This is a genomic window from Pseudomonas sp. AB39(2026), from assembly GCF_059831485.1.
The window spans coordinates 3148330-3168911 of sequence record NZ_CP195212.1 but is presented as its reverse complement, the minus strand read 5'-3'; the positions used below and the strand labels follow the sequence as shown (position 1 = coordinate 3168911).

18 protein-coding genes are annotated in these 20582 nt (G+C 59.4%); 10 read left to right on the top strand and 8 right to left on the bottom strand.

Features of this window, described 5'->3' with window-relative positions; all coding sequences use genetic code 11:
- Positions 1 to 104: 104 nt before the first annotated feature.
- From ACSAMW_RS14645 to ACSAMW_RS14610, 8 genes are all read left to right on the top strand, one after another.
- Entirely contained in the window at positions 105 to 1394 is a 1290-nt protein-coding gene (locus ACSAMW_RS14645) for an MFS transporter (RefSeq protein ID WP_500590910.1), read from the top strand.
- A gap of 40 nt (positions 1395 to 1434) precedes the next feature.
- Positions 1435 to 2454, top strand: coding sequence for a PstS family phosphate ABC transporter substrate-binding protein (locus ACSAMW_RS14640; RefSeq protein ID WP_500590909.1), 1020 nt, complete (start codon positions 1435 to 1437; stop codon positions 2452 to 2454).
- 81 nt (positions 2455 to 2535) lie between these two features.
- Positions 2536 to 4806, top strand: coding sequence for an ABC transporter permease subunit (locus ACSAMW_RS14635; protein ID WP_500590908.1), 2271 nt, complete (start codon positions 2536 to 2538; stop codon positions 4804 to 4806).
- Positions 4807 to 4820: 14 nt separating this feature from the next.
- On the top strand, positions 4821 to 6488 hold the full coding sequence (gene pstA, locus ACSAMW_RS14630; RefSeq protein ID WP_500590907.1) for a phosphate ABC transporter permease PstA: 1668 nt from the start codon (positions 4821 to 4823) through the stop codon (positions 6486 to 6488).
- 46 nt (positions 6489 to 6534) lie between these two features.
- On the top strand, positions 6535 to 7368 hold the full coding sequence (gene pstB / locus ACSAMW_RS14625) for a phosphate ABC transporter ATP-binding protein PstB (RefSeq protein ID WP_500590906.1): 834 nt from the start codon (positions 6535 to 6537) through the stop codon (positions 7366 to 7368).
- Positions 7369 to 7433: 65 nt separating this feature from the next.
- Positions 7434 to 8192, top strand: coding sequence for a phosphate signaling complex protein PhoU (phoU, locus tag ACSAMW_RS14620; RefSeq protein ID WP_500590905.1), 759 nt, complete (start codon positions 7434 to 7436; stop codon positions 8190 to 8192).
- Positions 8193 to 8341: 149 nt separating this feature from the next.
- The gene (locus ACSAMW_RS14615; RefSeq protein WP_500590904.1) at positions 8342 to 9262 is read left to right on the top strand and encodes a response regulator; all 921 of its coding nucleotides are present in this window, start codon (positions 8342 to 8344) and stop codon (positions 9260 to 9262) included.
- 4 nt (positions 9263 to 9266) lie between these two features.
- A complete protein-coding gene (locus ACSAMW_RS14610; RefSeq protein WP_500594047.1) occupies positions 9267 to 10163 on the top strand; it encodes a peptidoglycan DD-metalloendopeptidase family protein in 897 nt (298 codons plus the stop codon).
- Here ACSAMW_RS14610 and ACSAMW_RS14605 read toward each other — a convergent pair whose 3' ends face one another.
- The 5 genes from ACSAMW_RS14605 to ACSAMW_RS14585 form a co-directional block, all read right to left on the bottom strand.
- Positions 10164 to 11504, bottom strand: coding sequence for a hemolysin family protein (locus tag ACSAMW_RS14605; protein ID WP_500590903.1), 1341 nt, complete (start codon positions 11502 to 11504; stop codon positions 10164 to 10166). It abuts the gene before it with no gap.
- Positions 11505 to 11639: 135 nt separating this feature from the next.
- Complete coding sequence (gene phoR / locus ACSAMW_RS14600; RefSeq protein ID WP_500590902.1) at positions 11640 to 12953, bottom strand: phosphate regulon sensor histidine kinase PhoR; 1314 nt, start codon at positions 12951 to 12953, stop codon at positions 11640 to 11642.
- Positions 12954 to 12985: 32 nt separating this feature from the next.
- A complete protein-coding gene (gene phoB / locus ACSAMW_RS14595) occupies positions 12986 to 13675 on the bottom strand; it encodes a phosphate regulon transcriptional regulator PhoB (RefSeq protein WP_168083466.1) in 690 nt (229 codons plus the stop codon).
- Positions 13676 to 13820: 145 nt separating this feature from the next.
- A complete protein-coding gene (gene ubiA, locus ACSAMW_RS14590) occupies positions 13821 to 14711 on the bottom strand; it encodes a 4-hydroxybenzoate octaprenyltransferase (protein WP_500590901.1) in 891 nt (296 codons plus the stop codon).
- The gene (locus tag ACSAMW_RS14585) at positions 14711 to 15277 is read right to left on the bottom strand and encodes a chorismate--pyruvate lyase family protein (protein ID WP_500590900.1); all 567 of its coding nucleotides are present in this window, start codon (positions 15275 to 15277) and stop codon (positions 14711 to 14713) included. The genes ubiA and ACSAMW_RS14585 overlap by 1 nt, the downstream gene beginning before the upstream one ends.
- Positions 15278 to 15355: 78 nt before the next feature.
- Here ACSAMW_RS14585 and rd point away from each other — a divergent pair, with 78 nt between their 5' ends.
- Positions 15356 to 15523 (top strand): rubredoxin, encoded by a 168-nt coding sequence (gene rd, locus ACSAMW_RS14580; protein WP_168083463.1) that lies wholly within the window; start codon positions 15356 to 15358, stop codon positions 15521 to 15523.
- Positions 15524 to 15707: 184 nt separating this feature from the next.
- Positions 15708 to 15977, top strand: a complete 270-nt coding sequence (locus tag ACSAMW_RS14575; RefSeq protein ID WP_500590899.1) for an HU family DNA-binding protein — start codon at positions 15708 to 15710, stop codon at positions 15975 to 15977.
- Positions 15978 to 16050: 73 nt separating this feature from the next.
- Here ACSAMW_RS14575 and ACSAMW_RS14570 read toward each other — a convergent pair whose 3' ends face one another.
- From ACSAMW_RS14570 to ACSAMW_RS14560, 3 genes are all read right to left on the bottom strand, one after another.
- A complete protein-coding gene (locus tag ACSAMW_RS14570) occupies positions 16051 to 17451 on the bottom strand; it encodes an aminoacyl-tRNA deacylase and HDOD domain-containing protein (RefSeq protein WP_500590898.1) in 1401 nt (466 codons plus the stop codon).
- A 75-nt stretch (positions 17452 to 17526) separates the two neighbouring features.
- Positions 17527 to 19602: an ATP-dependent DNA helicase RecG gene (recG, locus tag ACSAMW_RS14565; RefSeq protein WP_500590897.1), complete on the bottom strand. Its 2076-nt coding sequence runs from the start codon at positions 19600 to 19602 to the stop codon at positions 17527 to 17529.
- Positions 19599 to 20534, bottom strand: a complete 936-nt coding sequence (locus ACSAMW_RS14560) for a hydrogen peroxide-inducible genes activator (RefSeq protein WP_168083459.1) — start codon at positions 20532 to 20534, stop codon at positions 19599 to 19601. The genes recG and ACSAMW_RS14560 overlap by 4 nt, the downstream gene beginning before the upstream one ends.
- Positions 20535 to 20582 lie beyond the last annotated feature (48 nt).

Genomic DNA, 20582 nt, shown 5'->3' with positions numbered 1-20582 from the left:
ACAGATATATGTGCAGGGTAAAGCAATTTGCTATCTTCCCCCCGCCGGTACTTGTGTTCCGGCGCAGCCTGCTGCCGAATGCGATCAACAAGAGAATACACCCCATGAGCACCGCGCCTTCCAGCGCCGCGCTGTCTACGCGCCCGCTGAACCGTAATGATTACAAGACATTGTCGCTATCGGCCCTCGGGGGCGCGCTGGAATTCTACGACTTCGTCATCTTTGTATTCTTCGCTGTTGTCGTCAGCCAATTGTTCTTCCCACCCGACATGCCCGAATGGCTCAAAGGCATGCAGTCTTTCGGCATTTTTGCTGCTGGCTACTTGGCGCGCCCACTGGGTGGCATCGTAATGGCCCACTTTGGCGACTTGCTGGGCCGCAAGAAAATGTTCACCTTGAGCATCTTCATGATGGCCTTGCCTACTTTGTGCATGGGGTTATTGCCCACTTATGCGCAAATCGGCTTTGCCGCGCCGGTATTGCTTCTGGTACTTCGAGTGATTCAGGGTGCTGCTATCGGGGGTGAAGTACCGGGTGCCTGGGTATTCGTGTCTGAGCATGTGCCGGGTCGTAATATCGGCTACGCCTGCGGCACGCTGACCTGTGGCCTGACCAGCGGCATTCTGTTGGGGTCACTGGTAGCCACGCTGATCAACAGCCTGTTTGCACCTGAAGAAGTCATCGCTTATGCATGGCGCATCCCGTTCGTGCTGGGCGGCGTGTTCGGGCTGTTTTCGGTATATCTGCGCCGCTGGCTGCACGAAACGCCGATTTTTGCCGAGATGCAGCAGCGTAAAGCGTTGGCCGACCAAATGCCGCTCAATACCGTATTGCGTAACCATCGCAGGGCGGTAGTGCTGTCCATGTTGCTCACGTGGATGCTATCGGCAGGGATTGTGGTGGTCATTCTCATGACCCCTACGTTGTTGCAAAAGGTATATGGCTTCCCTGCCAAGGTCTCGTTGCAGGCCAACAGCGTGGCGATCGTGCTGCTCAGCCTGGGCTGCATCATGGCAGGCAGCCTGGCGGACCGCTTCGGCGCAGGCAAGGTGTTCACGCTAGGTAGCCTGGCGCTGGGGGTAAGCTCTTGGACCTTCTACCACAGCCTGCAAGCGCACCCGGACTGGCTCTTTCCGCTGTACGCTGTCACGGGCTTGTGCGTTGGTGTGATCGGCGCCGTACCTTACGTAATGGTTAAAGCCTTTCCACCTGCCGTTCGATTCACCGGCCTGTCGTTTTCCTACAACGTGGCCTATGCCATCTTCGGTGGGCTTACACCGTTGGCCGTGACCTGGTTGATGAAAAGCAACCCCATGGGCGCCGCCTGGTATGTGGCTGGGTTGTGTGTACTGGGCTTTTGCGTAGGTCTTGCCCTGATGGCTCGCCGGCAGTGAGGGGAACTGGCCGCTTGCAGCTCTTTGCCTGGAGTACGCCATGACCGTCCTGCGACGATGGGCGGCCTGTGCGCTGGTGGCCTGGCAAGTGACTGCTCAGGGGGCTGATGTACCCCGTGTGGTTGCCTTGCCTGAAGCCAACCCTGCCTTGCCGCACTATGAAAAGGCCGTTGGGGTGGCTGGAAGCCTCACCAGCGTAGGGTCCGACACGCTCGCCAACCTGATGGCCTTCTGGGCCGAAGCGTTTGGGCATATTTATCCCAACGTGACTATTCAGGTCCAGGCCGCCGGTTCTTCTACGGCGCCACCGGCGCTTGTCCAAGGCACAGCCAACCTGGCGCCTATGAGCCGCAAGATGAAAGATGTAGAGCTCCAGGCCTTCGAACAGAAGTATGGCTATAAGCCTACCGCTGTCGCTGTGGCCATTGATGCGCTCGCGATCTTCGTGCACAAGGACAACCCTATCAAAGGCCTGACGATGGCGCAGCTGGATGCGATTTTCTCGGCCACGCGTTTATGCGGCGCTACAGCCAGTGCCAGGTACTGGAAGGACTTGGGTGATACCGGCAGCCTGGCCCGCCAGCCCTTGCAGCTGTTCGGCCGCAACTCGGCGTCAGGTACGTACGGTTATTTCAAGGAGCAGGCCCTGTGCAAAGGCGATTTCAAGGCCAACGTAAATGAGCAGCCTGGGTCGGCCTCTGTGGTGCAGGCCATCAGCGGCTCGCTCAACGGTATTGGCTATTCGGGGTTCGGTTACAAGACCGCCAGTGTGCGCAGTGTGCCGCTTGCCCGCAGTGAAGGCGGGCCTTTTATCCAAGACACCGAGGCCAACGCCGTAAACGGCAGTTATCCCTTAGCGCGTTACCTCTATGTCTATGTGAACAAGGTGCCTAATCAGCCCTTGGCGCCCCTGGAAGCAGAGTTCCTGAAGTTCATCTTGTCGCAGGGCGGCCAGCAGCTGGTGGCAAGGGACGGCTATATTCCACTGCCTGCCGCGTCAGTAGGCCGAGCGCTCAACGACATCGGGCTAGGGGCAGCCTCCTTGGGTTCTTCGAACTGATCGAATCGGGGCTGATACATGGCAGCGAGCAACAGGGAAAGTTGTCATGTTTCTGTCATAAATGGCGGCTAGGGTGTGCGGATGAAAGATCCGGCTTCGCGCAAGATCGCCTCGGGTATGCCCTTGGCACGCATTGATTTCCATACGCCGGCTATGCAACGCCATCGCCGGGTGCGAGCACTCGTCGATCGCTTGACCCAGGGTTACGTTTGGGTGGGCGGCCTAGCTGTACTCGCGGCCATTACCTTGATCTTCTTTTATCTGGCTTACGTAGTTGCGCCGCTGTTCCAAGGTGCAAGCCTTACGGCAAAGGCGCCGCTTTCACCACCTTGGCTCGCCGATGCGGGGCAGCCTGTGCTGCTAACGCTTGAGGAGCAGAATCGCCTGGCCATGCGTGTGTCCTCACAAGGCGAAGTCGTCTTTTTCAGCACCCGCGATGGCTCTGTGGTCAGCCGGGTGCAATTGCCGATTCCAGCAGGCGTGACAGTTGCCTCCGTATCCCAGGACCCGCCCGGCAAAGGGCTGGTTGCATTGGGCCTGGGCAATGGCCAAGTGCTGATCTTTCGGCACCAGTACCAGACCCTATGGCCAGATAACCATAAAACCATCGCGCCTTCAGTGGAGTACCCCTACGGGCGGGCACTGTTTACGTTGAACGAGCAGGGCCATGCCGTACAGCATGTGAGCCTGAGCGCCACTGATGACAGTGTGGTACTGGCCGGCACGGACAACGCGACCTTGCAGGTGCTGACCCTGGCACCGGATGCCACAGGCACCTGGGTACAGCACCCCGTGGTTCTGCCACAGCTGACCGCCTCTGTGCAGGCCCTCTATATCGATCCCCGTCAGCAGTGGTTGTACGTGATAAACGGGCGCGCCTATGCCGATGTGTTTGACTTGCCCAAACGCGCCCTCAATGGCCGCTACAAGCTGTTGGAAGGCGCAGACGCCAGGGTTACCGCCAGTGCGCAACTGGTAGGCGGCGTTTCACTGTTGGTGGGCAGCGATACTGGGACCCTAGGGCAGTGGTTCATGACCCGTGACCCAGACGGTGAGCCTCGTTTGAGCCATATCCGCGACTTTCGCCTAGGCACTGCGCCGATTGCCCGCATTCGAGCCGAGCAGCGCCGCAAGGGCTTTATCGCGCTGGACGAAAGCGGCCGGTTGGGCGTGTTTCACAGTACGGCGCACCGGACGTTGCTGGCGGAGCCTGTGACCGACAGCGCAGGCTTGTTGGCCCTATCGCCCCGGGCGGACCGCGTGATGATAGAAACCCAAGGCAGGCTGCATCGGCTCAATGTGCACAACCCTCACCCCGAGGTTTCCTGGAGCGCCTTGTGGGACAAGGTATGGTACGAGCATTACAACGCGCCTGAATACCTATGGCAGTCCACAGCGTCGAACGCGGATTTCGAGCCCAAGTTGAGCCTGGTGCCCTTGGCGTTCGGCACATTAAAGGCCGCTTTTTACGCCATGCTGTTAGCGGCGCCCCTTGCGGTTGCGGCGGCTGTGTACACCGCCTACTTCATGGCCCCGGGCATGCGCCGCAAGGTCAAGCCGGTGATCGAGCTGATGGAGGCAATGCCGACCGTTATCCTCGGGTTGATTGCTGGCTTAGTGTTGGCACCCTTTGTGGAAAGTCACTTGCCCGGCCTGTTCAGCCTCCTGCTTGTAACACCGTTGGGCATTTTGCTGTTTGGGCTGCTGTGGAGCCGCATGCCGCTGCGGCTTCGCCTGCGTGTGCCAGAGGGCTGGGAAAGTGCCTTGCTCATACCTGTGATCCTGATCATAGGCATTGGCTCGCTTGCCCTGAGCCCCTGGCTCGAAGACCTTCTGTTTGACGGCGACATGCGCCAGTGGCTCAGCACGGCTTTGGGCCTGGCGTTCGACCAGCGCAATGCCTTGGTGGTGGGTTTTGCCATGGGCTTCGCTGTTATTCCCACAATTTATTCCATTGCCGAGGACGCTGTGTTCAGCGTACCGCGCAGCCTCACGTTCGGCTCGCTGGCGCTAGGGGCTACGCCTTGGCAAACCCTTACGCGGGTAGTGCTGCTGACGGCGAGCCCCGGTATTTTTTCAGCGCTGATGATCGGCATGGGCCGCGCGGTAGGGGAAACCATGATTGTGCTCATGGCCACGGGTAACACACCCATCTTGGACCTGAACCTGTTCGAGGGCATGCGCACGTTGGCGGCTAACGTTGCCATAGAGATGCCAGAGTCCGAGGTAGGCAGTAGCCATTACCGCGTGCTGTTCCTTGCCGCCTTGGTGTTGCTGTTGTTTACGTTTGTAATGAATACCGTGGCGGAGCTGATCCGCCAACGGTTACGCAAGCAGTATTCGTCACTGTGAGCAGGGATAGGGCTGTGAGCAAGGTTTCCCCTTTGGCCTGGGTGCGCAGTGGTGCTCCCGGCGTATGGCTCAGCGCGGGTGCTGTGTCCGTGGCTGTGATCATGACCCTCGGGTTGCTGGCACTTATCGCCATACGCGGGCTAGGTCACTTCTGGCCCGCAGACCTGATGCAAGCCTCCTATGAAGCCCCCGGCCAGCCGGCGGTCTCCCTAATTGGCGAAGTGATACAGCAGGAACAGGTGTCAGCACCACTACGTGAAGCCGGCTCATTGTCGGCTGGCCAACGTGAGGCCACGGTTACCCGAGCTTTGATCAAGACCGGCAACCGTGACCTGGGTGGCAGTGATTTCAATTGGGTGGCGACCCGTTGGCTGGCCCATCCTTCGTACCCTCCTGAACTGGTATCACTGGAACGCCAAGCCTGGGGAAATGCCTACGGGCGCGTGACCGACCTTCGCGAAGCTGGCCGTGTAGTCGCTGAGGGCGAAGAGGCCTGGGCCCAGTTGCCGGCCCGGCTCGCGCGAGCTCAGGCCTTGGGCGCACAGCTGAGCCAGCTTGAAAAAAACGAGGTGGGCGGCATCAATCATGCCCTTGAGCGGTTGCGGCTGCAAAGCCGAAGCCTTGAACTCAAAGGGCAGCTCAGTGCCATGGCGCAAGCCGATATCGCCACCGAGCGCAGCGCACTTAACGCCCGCTACCAAGGGCTTGAAGCCCAGTTGAACGACCTGAGGCAACAGGCTTCCCAAGACAGCCTCACCCTGAGCGATGCACAAGGGCGGCTGCTTGAGGTTAATTTAAGCGACGTACTTAACGCCTATCGGCCCAATGCCATGGGCGTGTTGGAGAAGGCCCGTTTTTATATCAGCAAACTGTGGGCGTTCCTGAGTACGGCCCCACGGGAGGCCAATACCGAAGGCGGGGTGTTCCCGGCAATTTTCGGAACGGTCATGATGACATTGCTGATGGCAGTCGTGGTGACGCCGTTTGGCGTGCTGGCAGCCGTGTATTTGCGTGAATATGCCAACCAGGGCTGGATGACACGCCTGATACGCATTGCCGTGAACAACCTGGCAGGTGTGCCGGCGATTGTATACGGGGTATTCGGCCTGGGCTTTTTCGTGTACGTGCTCGGCGGCTCGCTGGACCGGCTTTTCTTCCCGGAAGCATTGCCAACCCCCACATTGGGCACCCCTGGCCTGCTTTGGGCATCTTTGACACTGGCGCTACTGGCAGTCCCCGTGGTCATCGTAGCAACCGAGGAGGGGTTGGCCCGCATTCCTCGTTCCTTGCGCGAAGGCTCCTTGGCCCTGGGTGCTACCAAGGCCGAAACCCTGTGGAAAATCGTATTGCCCATGGCCAGCCCGGCAATCATGACAGGGTTGATCCTGGCGGTTGCACGGGCGGCAGGTGAGGTGGCGCCCCTGATGCTGGTGGGGGTGGTGAAGCTGGCGCCTTCCTTGCCCGTAGACGGCAATTACCCTTACCTGCACTTGGACCAGAAGATCATGCACCTGGGCTTTCACATTTACGACGTGGGCTTTCAAAGCCCCAATGTGGAAGCAGCGCGCCCGCTCGTCTATGCCACGGCGTTGCTGCTGGTCCTGATCATCGCCCAGTTGAATCTCGCCGCCGTCGCATTACGTAATCACCTTCGTGAAAAATACCGAACCCTGGATACCTGACCTGTCAGGCCCTGTGAGGAAGACGCACTAGCGTATTGGAGCTTGCATGCAGCAACACAACCCTGGCCATGGGCCTGGCAGGCTGGTGACAGCCCGTAACACACCAAGCTCAGGCAGTGCCGCGCAGGCCATAGCGATCGAAGTGGCTGGCCTCAACCTGTATTACGGTGCCCAGCAGGCCTTGTTCGATATCGCGCTCAGCATCCCGCAGCGGCGAGTGACCTCGTTCATCGGCCCTTCTGGCTGTGGCAAGTCCACGCTGCTGCGTACGTTCAACCGCATGAACGACCTGGTGGACGATTGCCGCGTGGAGGGCGCTGTCAGCCTCTACGGTCATGATATCTACCGAAAGGGTGAGGACGTTGCCGAACTGCGCCGTCGGGTAGGGATGGTGTTTCAAAAGCCCAACCCCTTTCCCAAGACGGTCTACGAAAACGTGGTGTATGGCCTACGTATCCAGGGCGTCAGGAAAAAGCGTGTATTGGATGACGCCGTGGAATGGGCCTTGCGGGGTGCTGCCTTGTGGGATGAGGTAAAGGACCGTATGCATGAGTCTGCGCTGGGGCTGTCCGGCGGGCAGCAGCAGCGCTTGGTCATTGCTCGCACGATTGCCGTGGAGCCTGAAGTACTGCTGCTGGATGAGCCCTGCTCGGCACTGGACCCCATTTCCACGCTGAAAGTGGAAGAGCTGATCTACGAATTGAAAACACGCTTCACTATCGTAATCGTGACTCACAACATGCAGCAGGCCGCCCGGGTATCGGATTTCACGGCGTTCATGCACATGGGCAAGCTGGTGGAGTTTGGCGATACCGACCGCATGTTCACTAACCCGAAGAAGCGGCAGACCGAGGACTACATCACTGGCCGCTACGGCTGAATGGGCGTCACCGCTACTGCATCGAACCTGTTGTCGCCAACCCTTTGGTATCAAGGACCTGACCCATGATCGACAAACTGAGCCTCAACCACCACATTTCTCAACAGTTCAATGCAGAGCTTGAGGAAGTTCGCAGCCACCTGCTGGCCATGGGCGGGCTGGTAGAAAAACAAGTCAACGATGCTGTAAGCGCCTTGATCGAGGCCGATTCCGGCCTGGCACAGCAGGTGCGCGACCTGGACGACGAGATCAACCAGATGGAGCGCAATATCGATGAAGAATGCCTGCGCATCCTGGCACGGCGCCAGCCTGCCGCTTCGGACCTGCGGCTCATCATCAGTATTTCCAAGTCGGTCATCGACCTGGAACGCATTGGCGATGAGTCGACCAAGATCGCCCGCCGTGCCATTCAGCTGTGTGAGGAGGGCGAGGCACCTCGTGGCTACGTGGAGGTACGGCATATCGGCGACCAGGTGCTCAAGATGGTGCGCGACGCACTGGATGCCTTCGCTCGCTTTGACGCCGACCTGGCGCTGTCAGTGGCTCAGTACGACAAAACCATCGACCGGGAATACAAGACGGCCCTCCGTGAGTTAGTGACTTACATGATGGAGGACCCGCGGTCCATTTCCCGTGTATTGAATGTAATCTGGGCGCTGCGCTCGCTGGAGCGTATTGGTGACCATGCGCGAAACATCTCCGAACTGGTGATTTACCTGGTACAGGGCACAGATGTGCGACATCTTGGCCTTGAGCGGATGAAAGAAGAAGTGCGCCGCAATACCGAACGGGCTAATGTTTTGCCACATGCTGACGATAAGTAGGTTTACCCGAGTAACGACGCCCGGCTTGTGCTGGGCGTTTTCGTTCATACTGGGAGCAGATTTTTCAGCATTCGCCGGCGGGCGTGTGGTCCGGGCGCATGGCGACGGAGCGCGCGCTATGCTGTGGGGATGAATTTCAGGAGCCCTTAATGGCCAAGGTCAGTGTTCTGGTGGTGGATGACGCGCCTTTCATCCGCGATCTGGTAAAGAAATGTTTGCGCAACGCTTTCCCCGGCATGCAGATCGAGGATGCGGTCAATGGCCGCAAGGCCCAGGCCATGCTGTCCAAGGACACCTTTGACCTGATTCTCTGCGACTGGGAAATGCCGGAGATGACAGGGCTGGAGCTATTGAGCTGGTGCCGTGAGCAGGAACATACGAAGACCGTTCCCTTCATCATGGTGACCAGCCGTGGTGACAAGGAAAACGTTATCCAAGCCATTCAGGCGGGCGTATCGGATTTCGTGGGTAAACCGTTTACCAACGAACAACTGCTGACCAAGGTGAAGAAGGCTCTACATCGTGCAGGCAAGCTTGAATCGCTGATGAGCGGGCCAGGTTCGCGCCCGAATGCTTCAGCGTTCGCCAATGACTCTCTGGCGGCACTGACCAGTGCACGGCCGGAAGGCTCAGTGGTAGCCGCGCCAGCTCCTGCTCCTGCACCCACGCCAGCAGCAGCTGCTCGCCCTGCGGCGGCACCGGCGCCTTCAGCAAAGCCTGCAGCGGCCGCCAGCGGAAGGAGCCAAGGCCAGTTGCGCCTGGCCGGTGGCGGGACCATGGCGTGTGTGATCAAGGCGCTGAGCCTTAAGGAAGCGCTGTTGGTGGTCAAGCGTACCGATGCCTTGCCCCAGATACTGGAGCAGGCTGTTCTGGACCTTGAGCAAGGGGACAATGAGGTCGCCCGGCTTAATGGCTACCTGCATGCTGTGGTCGCCTTTGAGCCAAAGCCCGATAGCGAATGGCTGCAGTTGACCTTCCGTTTCGTCGACCAGGATGCGCAGAAGCTGGACTACATCTCGCGCTTGATTGCTCGTGGTACTGTTCAGAAGCACTTCGTACCCGGGGCTTGAAGCAGTGGTAGGGCGCAGCCTGCTACCTGTGTTGCTCTGCATAGCCTGCGGGTATGCCCAGGCGTCCGCTATCTACAAGTTTGTGGATAGCAAAGGCGTGGTCAACTACACCGACCGCGTTACGCCAGGCGCCAAACGGCTGGTGTTTGAAGACCGCATGGTGGAGTCATTGGCGGGTCAGGTTCGCTTGAACACGCAGCGATCAGGCAATGCCGTGACCTACCAAGCGCAGAATGACCTGTATGCGCCCGTAAGGGTGGAGTTGCGCTTGTCTGGGCTGCGCAACACGGCCGGGCTACCTCTAAGTACCATCAGCCGAACTATTGCGCCGCGCTCTACGGTGACCCTCGTAACCCTTGCGCCTGCCAAGCCCGGCACACCTATCACCGGCACGCCTGTGTTTCGCTATGCCCTTGGGGACCCTGCTACCAGCCCCAGTGCCTATCGCTACCCCTTCCCTTGGGTCGGTGGCCCGTTCCGCATCAGCCAGGGCCCTAATGGCCGCTTTAGCCATACCGGTGCACGCGGTCGTTATGCCATCGACATTGCCATGCCAGAAGGCACCCCCATTATCGCAGCGCGTGGCGGAACAGTGATCAAGGTGGAGAACAATCAGGGTGCGGACAGTGCACAGCCGTCCGGCAACTTTGTGCGCGTGCTTCATGGCGATGGCACCATGGGCGTTTACCTGCATTTGATGCGTGGTTCGGTTACCGTGCGTGAAGGCGACAAGGTGACGGTAGGCTCGCCCCTTGGCCGATCAGGCAATACCGGCCACAGCACCGGGCCCCACCTGCACTTCGTGGTACAGCGAAATACAGGGGCAGGGTTGGAGTCGATCCCTTACGAATTCGACAGCCCCCTACAGGCGCTGCCGAACTTCGCAGTAGGAGGGCAGTGATCAGCTGATCTTGAGCACTTTGGCCAGTACGATCTTCGGGCCTTTCATCTTCTTGATGATGATGCGCAAGCCTTCGACCTCGATAACCTCTTCGTCTTCCGGCACCCTATTAAGGCTGTCATAGACCAGGCCTGCCAAGGTTTCAGCCTCTATGTGGTCCAGGTCCACGCCCAGCAGGCGTTCGACCTTGAACAGAGGGGTATCGCCACGCACCAGCAGCTTGCCCGGCTGATAGGCCACGATCCCACGCTCGGCCTTGCGATGTTCGTCCTGAATATCGCCTACCAGGACTTCCAGCACGTCTTCCATGGTCAGGTAGCCAATCACATTACCGTCGGCTTCTTCAACCAGCGCAAAGTGGGCAGCGCCCGTACGGAACTGTTCCAACAGCTCGGCCAGGGGCATGTGACGGGACACTCGTTCCAAGGGGCGGGTAAGCTCGGCCAGGTTGAACGACGCAGGCACGTGATCCAGTGCGGCCAGTTCCAGCAGCAGGTCCTTGATGTGCAGCAGGCCTACGAATTCACCACGGCTGCTGTCGTATACCGGGTAGCGGCTGTACTTGTGCCGGCGGAAGGTGGCGAGGATTTCCTTCAGTGGCGCTTCATACTCCAGCACAATCAGGTCTTCACGGGAATTGGCCCAGTCCACCACTTCCAGCTCGCCCATTTCCACAGCCGATGCCAGCACGCGCATGCCCTGGTCGCTTGGGTCCTGCCCACGGCTGGAGTGCAGAATCAGCTTGAGCTCTTCCCGGCTGTAGCTGTGCTCATGGTGCGGGCCGGGCTCTCCCTGACCGGCGATGCGCAGGATGCCATTGGCACTGGCGTTCAGCAGGTAGATGGCGGGGTACATGGCCCAATAGAAGAGGTACAACGGTACGGCGGTCCATAAGGACAGCAGCTCAGGCTTTCGAATGGCCCAGGACTTGGGCGCCAGCTCGCCTACCACGATGTGCAGGTAGGAAATCACGAAGAACGCTGTGAAGAACGAAGCCCCTTTGATCACTTCAGCCGATTCAACGCCCAAGGCGCCGAGCAAAGGCTCCAGCAGGTGTGCGAACGCCGGCTCACCGACCCAGCCAAGGCCCAGGGAAGCCAGGGTGATACCCAGCTGGCAGGCTGACAGGTAGGCATCCAGTTGGCTATGGACGGTACGTAGGATCTTGCCACGCCAACCCTGTTTTTCGGCAATGGATTCAACCCGCGTGGCGCGCAGCTTGACCATGGCGAATTCTGCAGCAACGAAGAAGCCGTTGAGCAGGACGAGAAACAGGGCAAAAAGGATCATGCCGAAATCGGCGAAGAGTGCAGACAGCGATAACGCAGGGGAAGGGTCCATTGGGGACGTTTGGAATCCATGCTGATTAAGGAGGTTCGTACCCTCCGCGGGCACGAATGAAGCAATTTAGCGATTACCCACACGCTTTGCCAGTGTTAAAACGTAGCCAATTCCTACAGAACGCTTGTGTCGCGTTCAGTTATCGCATTCGGCGGTCACTGCAAGCGCAGCGGGAAAATGGCAGGTAAAGGTGCTGCCTTTGCCGGGTACGCTGGTGATTTCCAGCGTACCTTTGTGGCGTAGCAATACATGCTTGACGATGGCCAGGCCCAACCCTGTACCGCCGGTGCTGGAGCTGCGGCTTGAGTCCACACGATAGAACCGTTCGGTGAGCCGCGGTATATGCTTGGGTTCGATCCCGATGCCCGAGTCTTGGACGCTCAGGTGTGCACCGTACTCATCCTGCCACCAGCGCACGTGAACCCGGCCGTTGTCTGGCGTGTATTTGATGCCGTTGAATACCAGGTTGGAGAACGCACTGCGCAGCTCCGGTTCGCTCCCCTTCATATGCAGGCCCGGTGAGGCCTCCAGCGTGACCTGGTGATGCCGCTCGCCAGACAGCGCGGTGGCATCGTTGGCGATGCTCTGCAACAGGGTATTTACGTCTACGGGCTGGTTGTCAGAGGGGTAGTCGGTTGCTTCCAGCTTGGCTAGCAGCAACAGGTCGTTAAGCAAGGTTTGCATGCGGCTGCCTTGTTGCTGCATCTGCTGCAAGGCACGCAGCCAGCGCGGGTTGAGGTGGCCGGCATTGTCCAGCAAGGTTTCCAGGTAGCCCGTGATCACCGTCAGCGGTGTGCGCAGTTCGTGGGATACGTTTGCGATAAAGTCTTTGCGCATCTGCTCCAGCTGATGAATACGGGTGACATCGCGTACCACCATCAAGTGTTCGTTATTGCCATACCGGGTAATCATGAACTGAAGGCGCAAGCGGTCATTAAGGGGAGAGGGCATCTCCAGCGGTTCGGCGTAATGCTCGGCTTCGAAGTACTCTTTGAACCGCGGGTGGCGTACCAGGTTTGTGATGGGCTGCCCGCCATCCTGGGGGGTCTTCAACCCCAGCAGGGTTTCGGCTGCACGGTTCCACCACTCCAGGTTGCCGTCGGTGTCCAGCATGACCACCGCTTCGCGCAAGGCGGCAGTGGATTCCTGCACCCGGTCGATCACGCCCTGCAAGCGCGCACGTGCGCGGCTGTCCTTACGTTGCAGGTTATAAAGAGTGTCGAGCACATCGCCCCAGAGTCCTGTTCCCTCAGGGGGTGGCTCGTCAGGCTGCTGGTGGTGAAGCCAGTGCTGTAGGCGAAGCAGGTGCCGCAGGGTGTTGGCCAGGTACAGGCCAAGGCCCAGGGCAAGGCAAAGGCCGTAGTGGCCGGTAAGCAACCCTAACAGCAGGCATGCGCTGATCAGCAGCAGTAGTTGGCGGAGCAGAACGGCGTGCCAGTTCCGGTTCAATGGGCAATCAATCCTTTGCAGTGCCTGGCCGTTCAGCCTTTGGTGGAAAAGCGATACCCGGTCCCACGAACGGTCTGCACCAGGTTTTCATAAGCCTCTCCCAAGGCCTTGCGCAGCCGCCGGATATGCACATCCACCGTACGCTCCTCCACATAAACGTTGCCGCCCCAGACCTGGTCCAGTAACTGGCCGCGCGTATAGGCACGCTCTTGGTGGGTCATGAAGAACTGCAGCAGCCGGTACTCGGTAGGCCCCATGTCGGCAGGGCGGCCATCGATGGTGACACGGTGGCTGATAGGGTCCAGCAGTAACCCGCCCACTTCGATGGGGGTTTCGTTGTCCGTGGCACCTGCACGCCGCAGCACGGCCTTGAGGCGGGCCACCAGCTCCCGCGGCGAGAAGGGCTTAGTGATGTAGTCGTCGGCACCTACTTCCAGGCCCTGGATCTTGTTGTCCTCTTCACCCTTGGCCGTCAGCATGATGATAGGGGTGCCGGCAGTGAGCTCGTCACGCTTGAGCCGGCGGGCCAGCTCGATGCCCGAGGTGCCTGGCAGCATCCAGTCCAGCAGGATGAGGTCTGGCTTGCGGTCGACGATAACGGCGTGGGCCTGTTGGCTGTTTTCCGCTTCCAGGCAGTCATAGCCGGCCATTTCCAAGGCAACGGCGATCATCTCGCGAATAGGTGCTTCGTCGTCGACGATGAGAATGCTTTTGCCAACCATGGTTTAACCTCAGCCTGTCCTGGATGTTGGGCTGCATTAGATAACGGAAATATTGCAGTCACATGACAGTCCTGGGAAGGGTAACAACTTATGAGCCAAGTGTTACAGCATTCCAGGTGCCGAGCGCGCGATTATGGGCAGGCTCTTAACGCGCGGCGTAGTCCAGCACAATGCCAACAAAAATCGCCATTCCGGCCCAGTGGTTGTGCAAAAAGGCTTTGAAGCAGGCCAAGCGCTCCCGGGTACGCGTGTGCCAGGCTTCCCATACAAAGCAGGCTGCTGCCACGGCGAGCCCTGCATGGAACCATCCCCCCAGCCCGAATGAAGTGCCGGCCAACAGCAGGCAGAGGATAGCCAGCCCCTGAAGCAGGCCGATGATTGCCCTGTCCCAGGCTCCAAATAAAATTGCTGTGGATTTGACGCCTATGCGCAGATCGTCTTCTCGATCCGTCATCGCGTAGTACGTGTCGTAGGCCACGGTCCACAGCAGGTTGGCCAGGTACAGCCACCAGGCTGCCGCTGGTACGTGGCCGGTTTCGGCTGTGAAAGCCATGGGCATGCCCCATGAGAAGGCAGCGCCCAATACAACCTGGGGGTAATAGGTGTACCGCTTCATGAAGGGGTAGCAAGCCGCCAGGGCCAACCCGCCCAGCGACAGCGCTATGGTGGCAGCATTGGTACATAGCACTAGCAGGAAGCTCAGGCTGACCAGTAAGGCAAAGAACACCAGCGCCTCTGAGCTGCGTATTCTTCCACTAACCAAAGGTCGCTGTTCGGTGCGCTGTACATGGCCATCGACCTTGCGGTCGGCAAAGTCGTTGATGACGCAGCCGGCTGCCCGCATCAGGATGACGCCCAATACGAAGATAGCCAGGTTACCAAGCGAAGGCTGGCCGTTGCCTGCAATCCACAAAGCCCACAAGGTAGGCCACAACAGCAAATAAACACCGATGGGCTTGTCCAGTCGAGTAAGCTGGATGAAGTCCCATGCGCGTGGATGCAAGCGGTTCATGGTGTGAAGCAGGCGCACGTACATCAGGGCGTCTCCAGATAGCAGGGCACCGTAGCCCAGAATTCAGGCAGGAACACTTCGGCCACCAGCAGGCTTAGCGTACCGCGATCAAAGCGCGAGCGACGTGCCCACGGGGCATTATGCAATGGGCTGCCTGGGAGCAGGCCGGTTGGATACAGGCAGGTTTCGATCGGGCCTCGGCTGAAGCCGCCTTCTACAAACAACAACTCGCCCAAGGATCGCGAACCTAGTACGGTCAGAGGAAAATCATCTTGCCCCAACGCCTGCTGGCTAGCCACGCTGCGGGCAAACACCCAAGGGCTGCCTCGACCATTGAGGTACACTTCGCGTACCCAGCCTTTTGTCCCTGGCGCAAGGCCCAATGCCTGACATTCGTCTTCGCGCAGTTCGGCCAGCCCTTGCCGAAGAGGCGTTACCGAAAAGTGACCGGCTGAAAGCTGTTTGAGCCGACGCGTCAATGAACCTGTATCGAACAACCAGTTCTGACACAGGGTATCGGCAGGCTTGGCAAGGCCTGCCCAGTCGGGCAGTCGGGAAACATCGGCAGGCAGCGGCACGGTATGGAACATGGCAATAGGCAGGCCGTGAGCTTAGCATGAATGGTCAGCGGCTCCAGTACTTGGCCAGACGCAACGAAGAGGCGTGACATGAAGAAATGGCAGTGTGTGGTATGTGGCTACATTTACGATGAAGTGGCGGGCGATCCAGACGAAGGCCTGGCTCCGGGTACACGCTGGGAAGACGTCCCCGAGGATTGGCTATGCCCCGACTGCGGGGTGGGGAAAACCGACTTTGAAATGATCGAAGTCCTGTAAGGCGGTTGTACTAGCCGTCGGAATTTGCCCGAAATAACCGTAATAAAGCCGTTTGTAGCACTGGCGCGGGTGCGCTGGGCGTGCCATTCTCGATGCGTCAGCCGTGGATAGGGGTCCACGCGCACATCCGGCACGGGTACGCCCGGCTGGCCATAAAAACAAAAATTGCGAAGAGGCATCATTCATGCGCAAACCTGAACTCGCCCAGGCTATCGCCGACCGGGCCGACATTACGAAAGACGAAGCCAACCGCGTGCTGAACGTGCTGCTTGAACAAATTACTCAAGCGGTCAACAAGGGCAACGTTACCCTTGTGGGCTTTGGTACCTTCGAAAAGCGCCATCGTGGCGCCCGTACGGGCAAAAACCCGCAGACAGGTGAGCCGGTGAAGATTCGCGCAAGCAACACCGTGGCGTTCAAGCCGGGCAAGAACCTGCGCGAGAGTATTGGCTAACTACTAGCGGCCGGTGCTATTGATAGGCATGAGCCGGGGGTGGCGCCCCGGCCCATGCGACACGGCAGGAGGTTTAACCTTGCCCGAACTGCTGTGCCAGCTCACGTAGCAGCTGTTCGGCATTCAATACCTTGGTGACTACATCATCCGCCTTCTCGCGGGTAATGCTCAGCCGTGCCAATAGCGCTTCGGGAATCTCTTCTTCCACCTCGAAACCTTTGCCACGGGTACGCAACAGGCGCACGGCCAGGCACACCAGGTTGGCATACACGGCATGCTCACCCTCGTAGGTAGCGTCATTCTGATATTGCAGGGCCGTGACCAGTTCGTCTGGCATGTCCCAGTGCCTCATCAGCCAAGCCCCTACCTGCTCGCGGCTGATCCCCAGCAAGTGGTGTTCAACGTAGGCATGAGGCAGGTGTGGATTGACCTCAAGGTGGCGGCACACCAGCGAAAAGTGTGGCGGGAAGACATGCGCCAGCAGCAGGTAACCGAAGTTGTGCAGCAGGCCACCCAGATAAGTAAGACCCGCTTCAGGGCGCTCGGCACGCGGCATGGCACGGGTAAGGCCTTCGACCACCGCGGCGGTATACAGCGACTGCTGCCAATAGGGCGTGGCATGCTGCGGTTTGTCTTTGGGCAAGGTGAGGGTTTTACCCAAGGCCAGGCCTAGAGCCAAGTTGATTACCAGGTCGAAACCTAGCACCCGCACAATGGCATCTTCTACGGAGCGGATCTTGCCAACCGAGCCGTAATAAGGCGATGCAGCCCAGCTCACGACCTGCGCGGCCAGCGCGGGGTCAGTTTCCACCACGCCGGTCACATCGTCAGTGCTGGCATCCGGGTCTACCCGTAGCTTGATGATCTTCTGCGCGGTAGTCGCCAGGGGCGGGATCTCGATGGTGTCCTCAAGGCGCTGCTGGATACGCCGGGCAGTAAACGCCTGCACACCCTTGGATATGACACTCAAGGAACCCGATAGCGGTTGCACCGTTGGCTTGCGCACGTCTTCGCCAAACCGGGCCGAGCTGGCATTGGCCAAGGCCTTGCGGAACTGGTCTTGGTCGGTGGAGATTTCCAGGAGAATGCCCGGTTGACCCGAAGCGACCAACACATACTCGATGTCCAGCAAGCGCTCGTCATAGACACAAGGCGCGCTGACGGCCAGTGGAATACCGGGCAACTCGCCCAGGTTCAGGGGGTGTAGCAGCCTGGTGAGTTTCTCAAGCGGCACGGCAGTCAGGGTACGGCCATAGATCTCGGCCAGGCGCGTGAGGTCCAGCAGTTGGTCCTTGCGCAGCAGCACCAGAAGCAGGCCAACCGCATCTCCTAGCAGAACCGCTTGCACTTGGCGGGCAGGGTTGAGCAGGGGTGAGTCAGTCACCTCGCGATAGCCGATGCCATGGGTGCGCAGCAACTGCTGGATGGCATCGGGAGCGTGCGGTGTTGCTACTTCCAGGGCAACTTCAGTCATGGCTGTATCCGAACGTTTACAAAGCCGCAGTATACCCCTCTAGGGAAAACTCGCGGTCACATTAAGAAAGGCGTTTTACACTTGGCCGTATTGCTGCCCGTGTCGCAGCCAGCGTTCAAGCAGGGGTGTTACGTGGTCAGGCCAGCGTGCGATCAGTTGCTGCGCGGCTTCACGTACCGCAGGCAACAAATGCGCATCTCGCATCAGGTCAGCCACTTTGAACTGTAGCAGGCCCGTTTGCCGTGTACCGAGCATTTCACCAGGCCCACGCAGCTCCAGGTCTTTTTCAGCGATCACAAAGCCGTCATTGGTTTCGCGCATGATACCCAAGCGCTCACGGCCAATGAAGGAGAGTGGGGGGTGGTACAGCAATACACAATGACTGGCTGCGCTGCCACGGCCTACGCGGCCACGTAGCTGGTGCAGCTGTGACAGGCCCAGGCGCTCGGGGTTTTCAATGATCATCAGACTGGCGTTGGGCACGTCTACTCCCACTTCAATTACAGTGGTGGCCACCAGCAGTTGGAGTTCGCCCTGCTTGAATCGCGCCATGACGTCGGCTTTTTCTGCCGGTTTCATTCGGCCGTGTACCAGCCCTACCCGCAATTCACCTAAGGCGCTGGTAAGCTCTTCGAACGTGGTTTCCGCGGCCTGGCAGGTCAGCTCCTCGGACTCTTCGATCAGCGTACATACCCAATACGCCTGGCGCCCCTCGGCGCAGGCAGCGCGTACGCGTTCGACCACTTCAATACGGCGACTGTCTGCCACCAGCACGGTATTAACCGGGGTACGGCCGGGGGGCAGCTCGTCGAGCACAGAGGTGTCCAGGTCCGCATAGGCGCTCATGGCCAACGTCCGCGGGATGGGTGTAGCGGTCATGATCAGCTGATGCGGGCATAAACGACCGTCCACGCCTTTCTGCCTCAAGGCCAGGCGCTGCTGCACACCGAAACGGTGTTGTTCGTCGATGATTGCCAGCGCCAGGCGGCTGAAACAGACCTCAGGCTGGAACAACGCATGCGTACCCACCACCATGGGCGCGCCGCTGGCGATACGCTCCAGCGCGGCCTGCCTCACCTTGCCCTTTAGTTTGCCAGCCAACCAGGCCACTTCAACCCCCAATGGCTCGAACCAGCGCTGGAAGTTGAGGTAATGTTGCTCTGCGAGGATTTCAGTGGGTGCCATCAGGGCAACCTGGTAGCCCGCCTCAATGGCCTGCAGGGCCGCCAAAGCCGCGACTACCGTTTTGCCTGCGCCTACATCGCCCTGTACCAAGCGCAGCATGGGCGAATTCTGGCTGAGGTCGTAGCTGATCTCCTTGCCAACACGTTGCTGGGCACCCGTAGGCGCAAAGCCCAGGTTCGCCAGGTAACGCGCCGGCAGGGTCCGAGGAAGAGGAAGGGGTGGCGCCTGCTGGGCGCGAACGCTTTCTCGAAGCCGCTGCTGCGATAATTGATGGGTAAGCAGTTCTTCGAAGATCAGGCGCTCCTGCGCCCAGTGATGACCCAAGGCCAATTCATCCACGTCGGCATCGGCAGGGGGCTGATGCAGATAGCGAATGGCATCTGCCAATGCACCCAGGTGATGCGCCTTTGCCACTTCATCAGGCAACCAGTCGGGCAAGCTACGAGGACCCAGCATGGCCAGGCTTTGAACACACAGTTGGCGCAGGCGTTGCTGCGTCAGGCCTTCGGTCGATGGGTAGATGGGCGTAAGGGTCTGTTCGACTGGGGCAGGCTCGTCTTCGATCAGTGCGCGGTACTCGGGATGGTAGATCTCCAGCCCCGAGGCCCCCGGCCGGGCTTCACCATAGCAGCGCACGGCAGTCCCGCGCTTGAGGGCTTCCTTCTGCGCATTACTGAAGTGATAAAAACGCAGGCTCACCACGCCTGTGTCATCGCCCAGGCGCACCAGCAGGCTACGCCGCTTGCCCATCATGACATCTGCCCCGCGCACCGTGCCTTCAATGACGGCGTCCTGGCCAGGGCGCAGGCTTGCGATGGGTATTATCCGGGTTCGGTCCTGATAGCGCAGGGGCAGGTGGAACAGTACGTCTTGTACGGTTTCAAGGCCTACCTTGGCGAGCTTTTCCGCCATGGCATCGCCTACGCCCTTGAGTGCCGTAACTGGCACACCGGCCAGTTCGGTCATACAGAGGCTTTGGCAGGTGGGTTGGGTGCCTTGGCCACTGAGCACAGGCGAATCGAGTCGGCCAGTATTTCAATAGCCTTGGGCCGTGGGAAGCTTGCACGCCAGGCGATGGCCACCGTGCGGAAAGGTGCGGGTGCCGTCATGGGCCGTACCTCGATCACCCCTGGTGCATAGTGGTGGCTATGGACCGCCGAAAGAGGAAGTACCGATACGCCCAGCCCCGAAGCAACCATGTGGCGAATGGTTTCCAGTGAGCTGGATTCCACCGTGGTATGCCTGGCCGCTTCTGCACCTTTGCCCATGGTTGGGCAGGCTTCGAGCACTTGGTCACGGAAGCAGTGGCCTTCACCCAGTAGCAACAGGCTCTTATCGTTAAGCAGGGCCGAGTCGATGGTTTCCTTGCGTGTCCACGGGTGGTCACTGGGCATCAGCACCTGGAAAGGCTCATCGTACAGGGGCAGCGTCAGCACATCGGCTTCGTTGAACGGCAGGGCTACAATCACCGCATCCAACTCACCGTTACGCAGCTTGTCGCGCAGCAGGTGGGTAAAGTTTTCTTCGATGTACAGCGGCATCTGCGGGGCAACCCGGTGCAGCTGTGGAATAAGGTGGGGGAACAGGTAAGGCCCTACGGTATAGATAGCCCCTACCTTCAATGGCGCAGTGAGCTGGTTCTTGCCTGCCTGCGCCAGTTCACGAATGCCTTGAGCCTGCTCAAGCACCTTTTGTGCCTGGGCCACGATGCTTTCGCCCACGGGTGTGAGCCGGACGGCGCTCTTGCTGCGCTCGAAGATCAGCACGCCTAGTTCGTCTTCGAGTTTTTTCACCCCGACCGATAACGTAGGCTGGCTCACATGGCAGCGCTCAGCCGCATGGCCGAAGTGCTGCTCCTGCGCGAGCGTGACGATGTAGCGTAGTTCTGTAAGGGTCATAACGGGCGTCCATGAGGTTGCCGCCCCAGCATAGCGGCTGCCGTCGAT

Excerpts from the sequence above, each read along its gene's own strand:
- ACSAMW_RS14560 (WP_168083459.1), bottom strand. The coding sequence starts at position 20,534 with ATGACCCTTACAGAACTACGCTACATCGTCACGCTCGCGCAGGAGCAG.
- ubiA (WP_500590901.1), bottom strand. The coding sequence starts at position 14,711 with ATGTACGTGCGCCTGCTTCACACCATGAACCGCTTGCATCCACGCGCA.
- ACSAMW_RS14585 (WP_500590900.1), bottom strand. The coding sequence starts at position 15,277 with ATGTTCCATACCGTGCCGCTGCCTGCCGATGTTTCCCGACTGCCCGAC.
- ACSAMW_RS14635 (WP_500590908.1), top strand. The coding sequence starts at position 2,536 with ATGAAAGATCCGGCTTCGCGCAAGATCGCCTCGGGTATGCCCTTGGCA.
- ACSAMW_RS14615 (WP_500590904.1), top strand. The coding sequence starts at position 8,342 with ATGGCCAAGGTCAGTGTTCTGGTGGTGGATGACGCGCCTTTCATCCGC.
- pstB (WP_500590906.1), top strand. The coding sequence starts at position 6,535 with ATGCAGCAACACAACCCTGGCCATGGGCCTGGCAGGCTGGTGACAGCC.
- ACSAMW_RS14575 (WP_500590899.1), top strand. The coding sequence starts at position 15,708 with ATGCGCAAACCTGAACTCGCCCAGGCTATCGCCGACCGGGCCGACATT.
- ACSAMW_RS14605 (WP_500590903.1), bottom strand. The coding sequence starts at position 11,504 with ATGGACCCTTCCCCTGCGTTATCGCTGTCTGCACTCTTCGCCGATTTC.
- phoB (WP_168083466.1), bottom strand. The coding sequence starts at position 13,675 with ATGGTTGGCAAAAGCATTCTCATCGTCGACGACGAAGCACCTATTCGC.
- ACSAMW_RS14570 (WP_500590898.1), bottom strand. The coding sequence starts at position 17,451 with ATGACTGAAGTTGCCCTGGAAGTAGCAACACCGCACGCTCCCGATGCC.
- phoU (WP_500590905.1), top strand. The coding sequence starts at position 7,434 with ATGATCGACAAACTGAGCCTCAACCACCACATTTCTCAACAGTTCAAT.
- recG (WP_500590897.1), bottom strand. The coding sequence starts at position 19,602 with ATGACCGAACTGGCCGGTGTGCCAGTTACGGCACTCAAGGGCGTAGGC.
- ACSAMW_RS14640 (WP_500590909.1), top strand. The coding sequence starts at position 1,435 with ATGACCGTCCTGCGACGATGGGCGGCCTGTGCGCTGGTGGCCTGGCAA.
- rd (WP_168083463.1), top strand. The coding sequence starts at position 15,356 with ATGAAGAAATGGCAGTGTGTGGTATGTGGCTACATTTACGATGAAGTG.
- ACSAMW_RS14645 (WP_500590910.1), top strand. The coding sequence starts at position 105 with ATGAGCACCGCGCCTTCCAGCGCCGCGCTGTCTACGCGCCCGCTGAAC.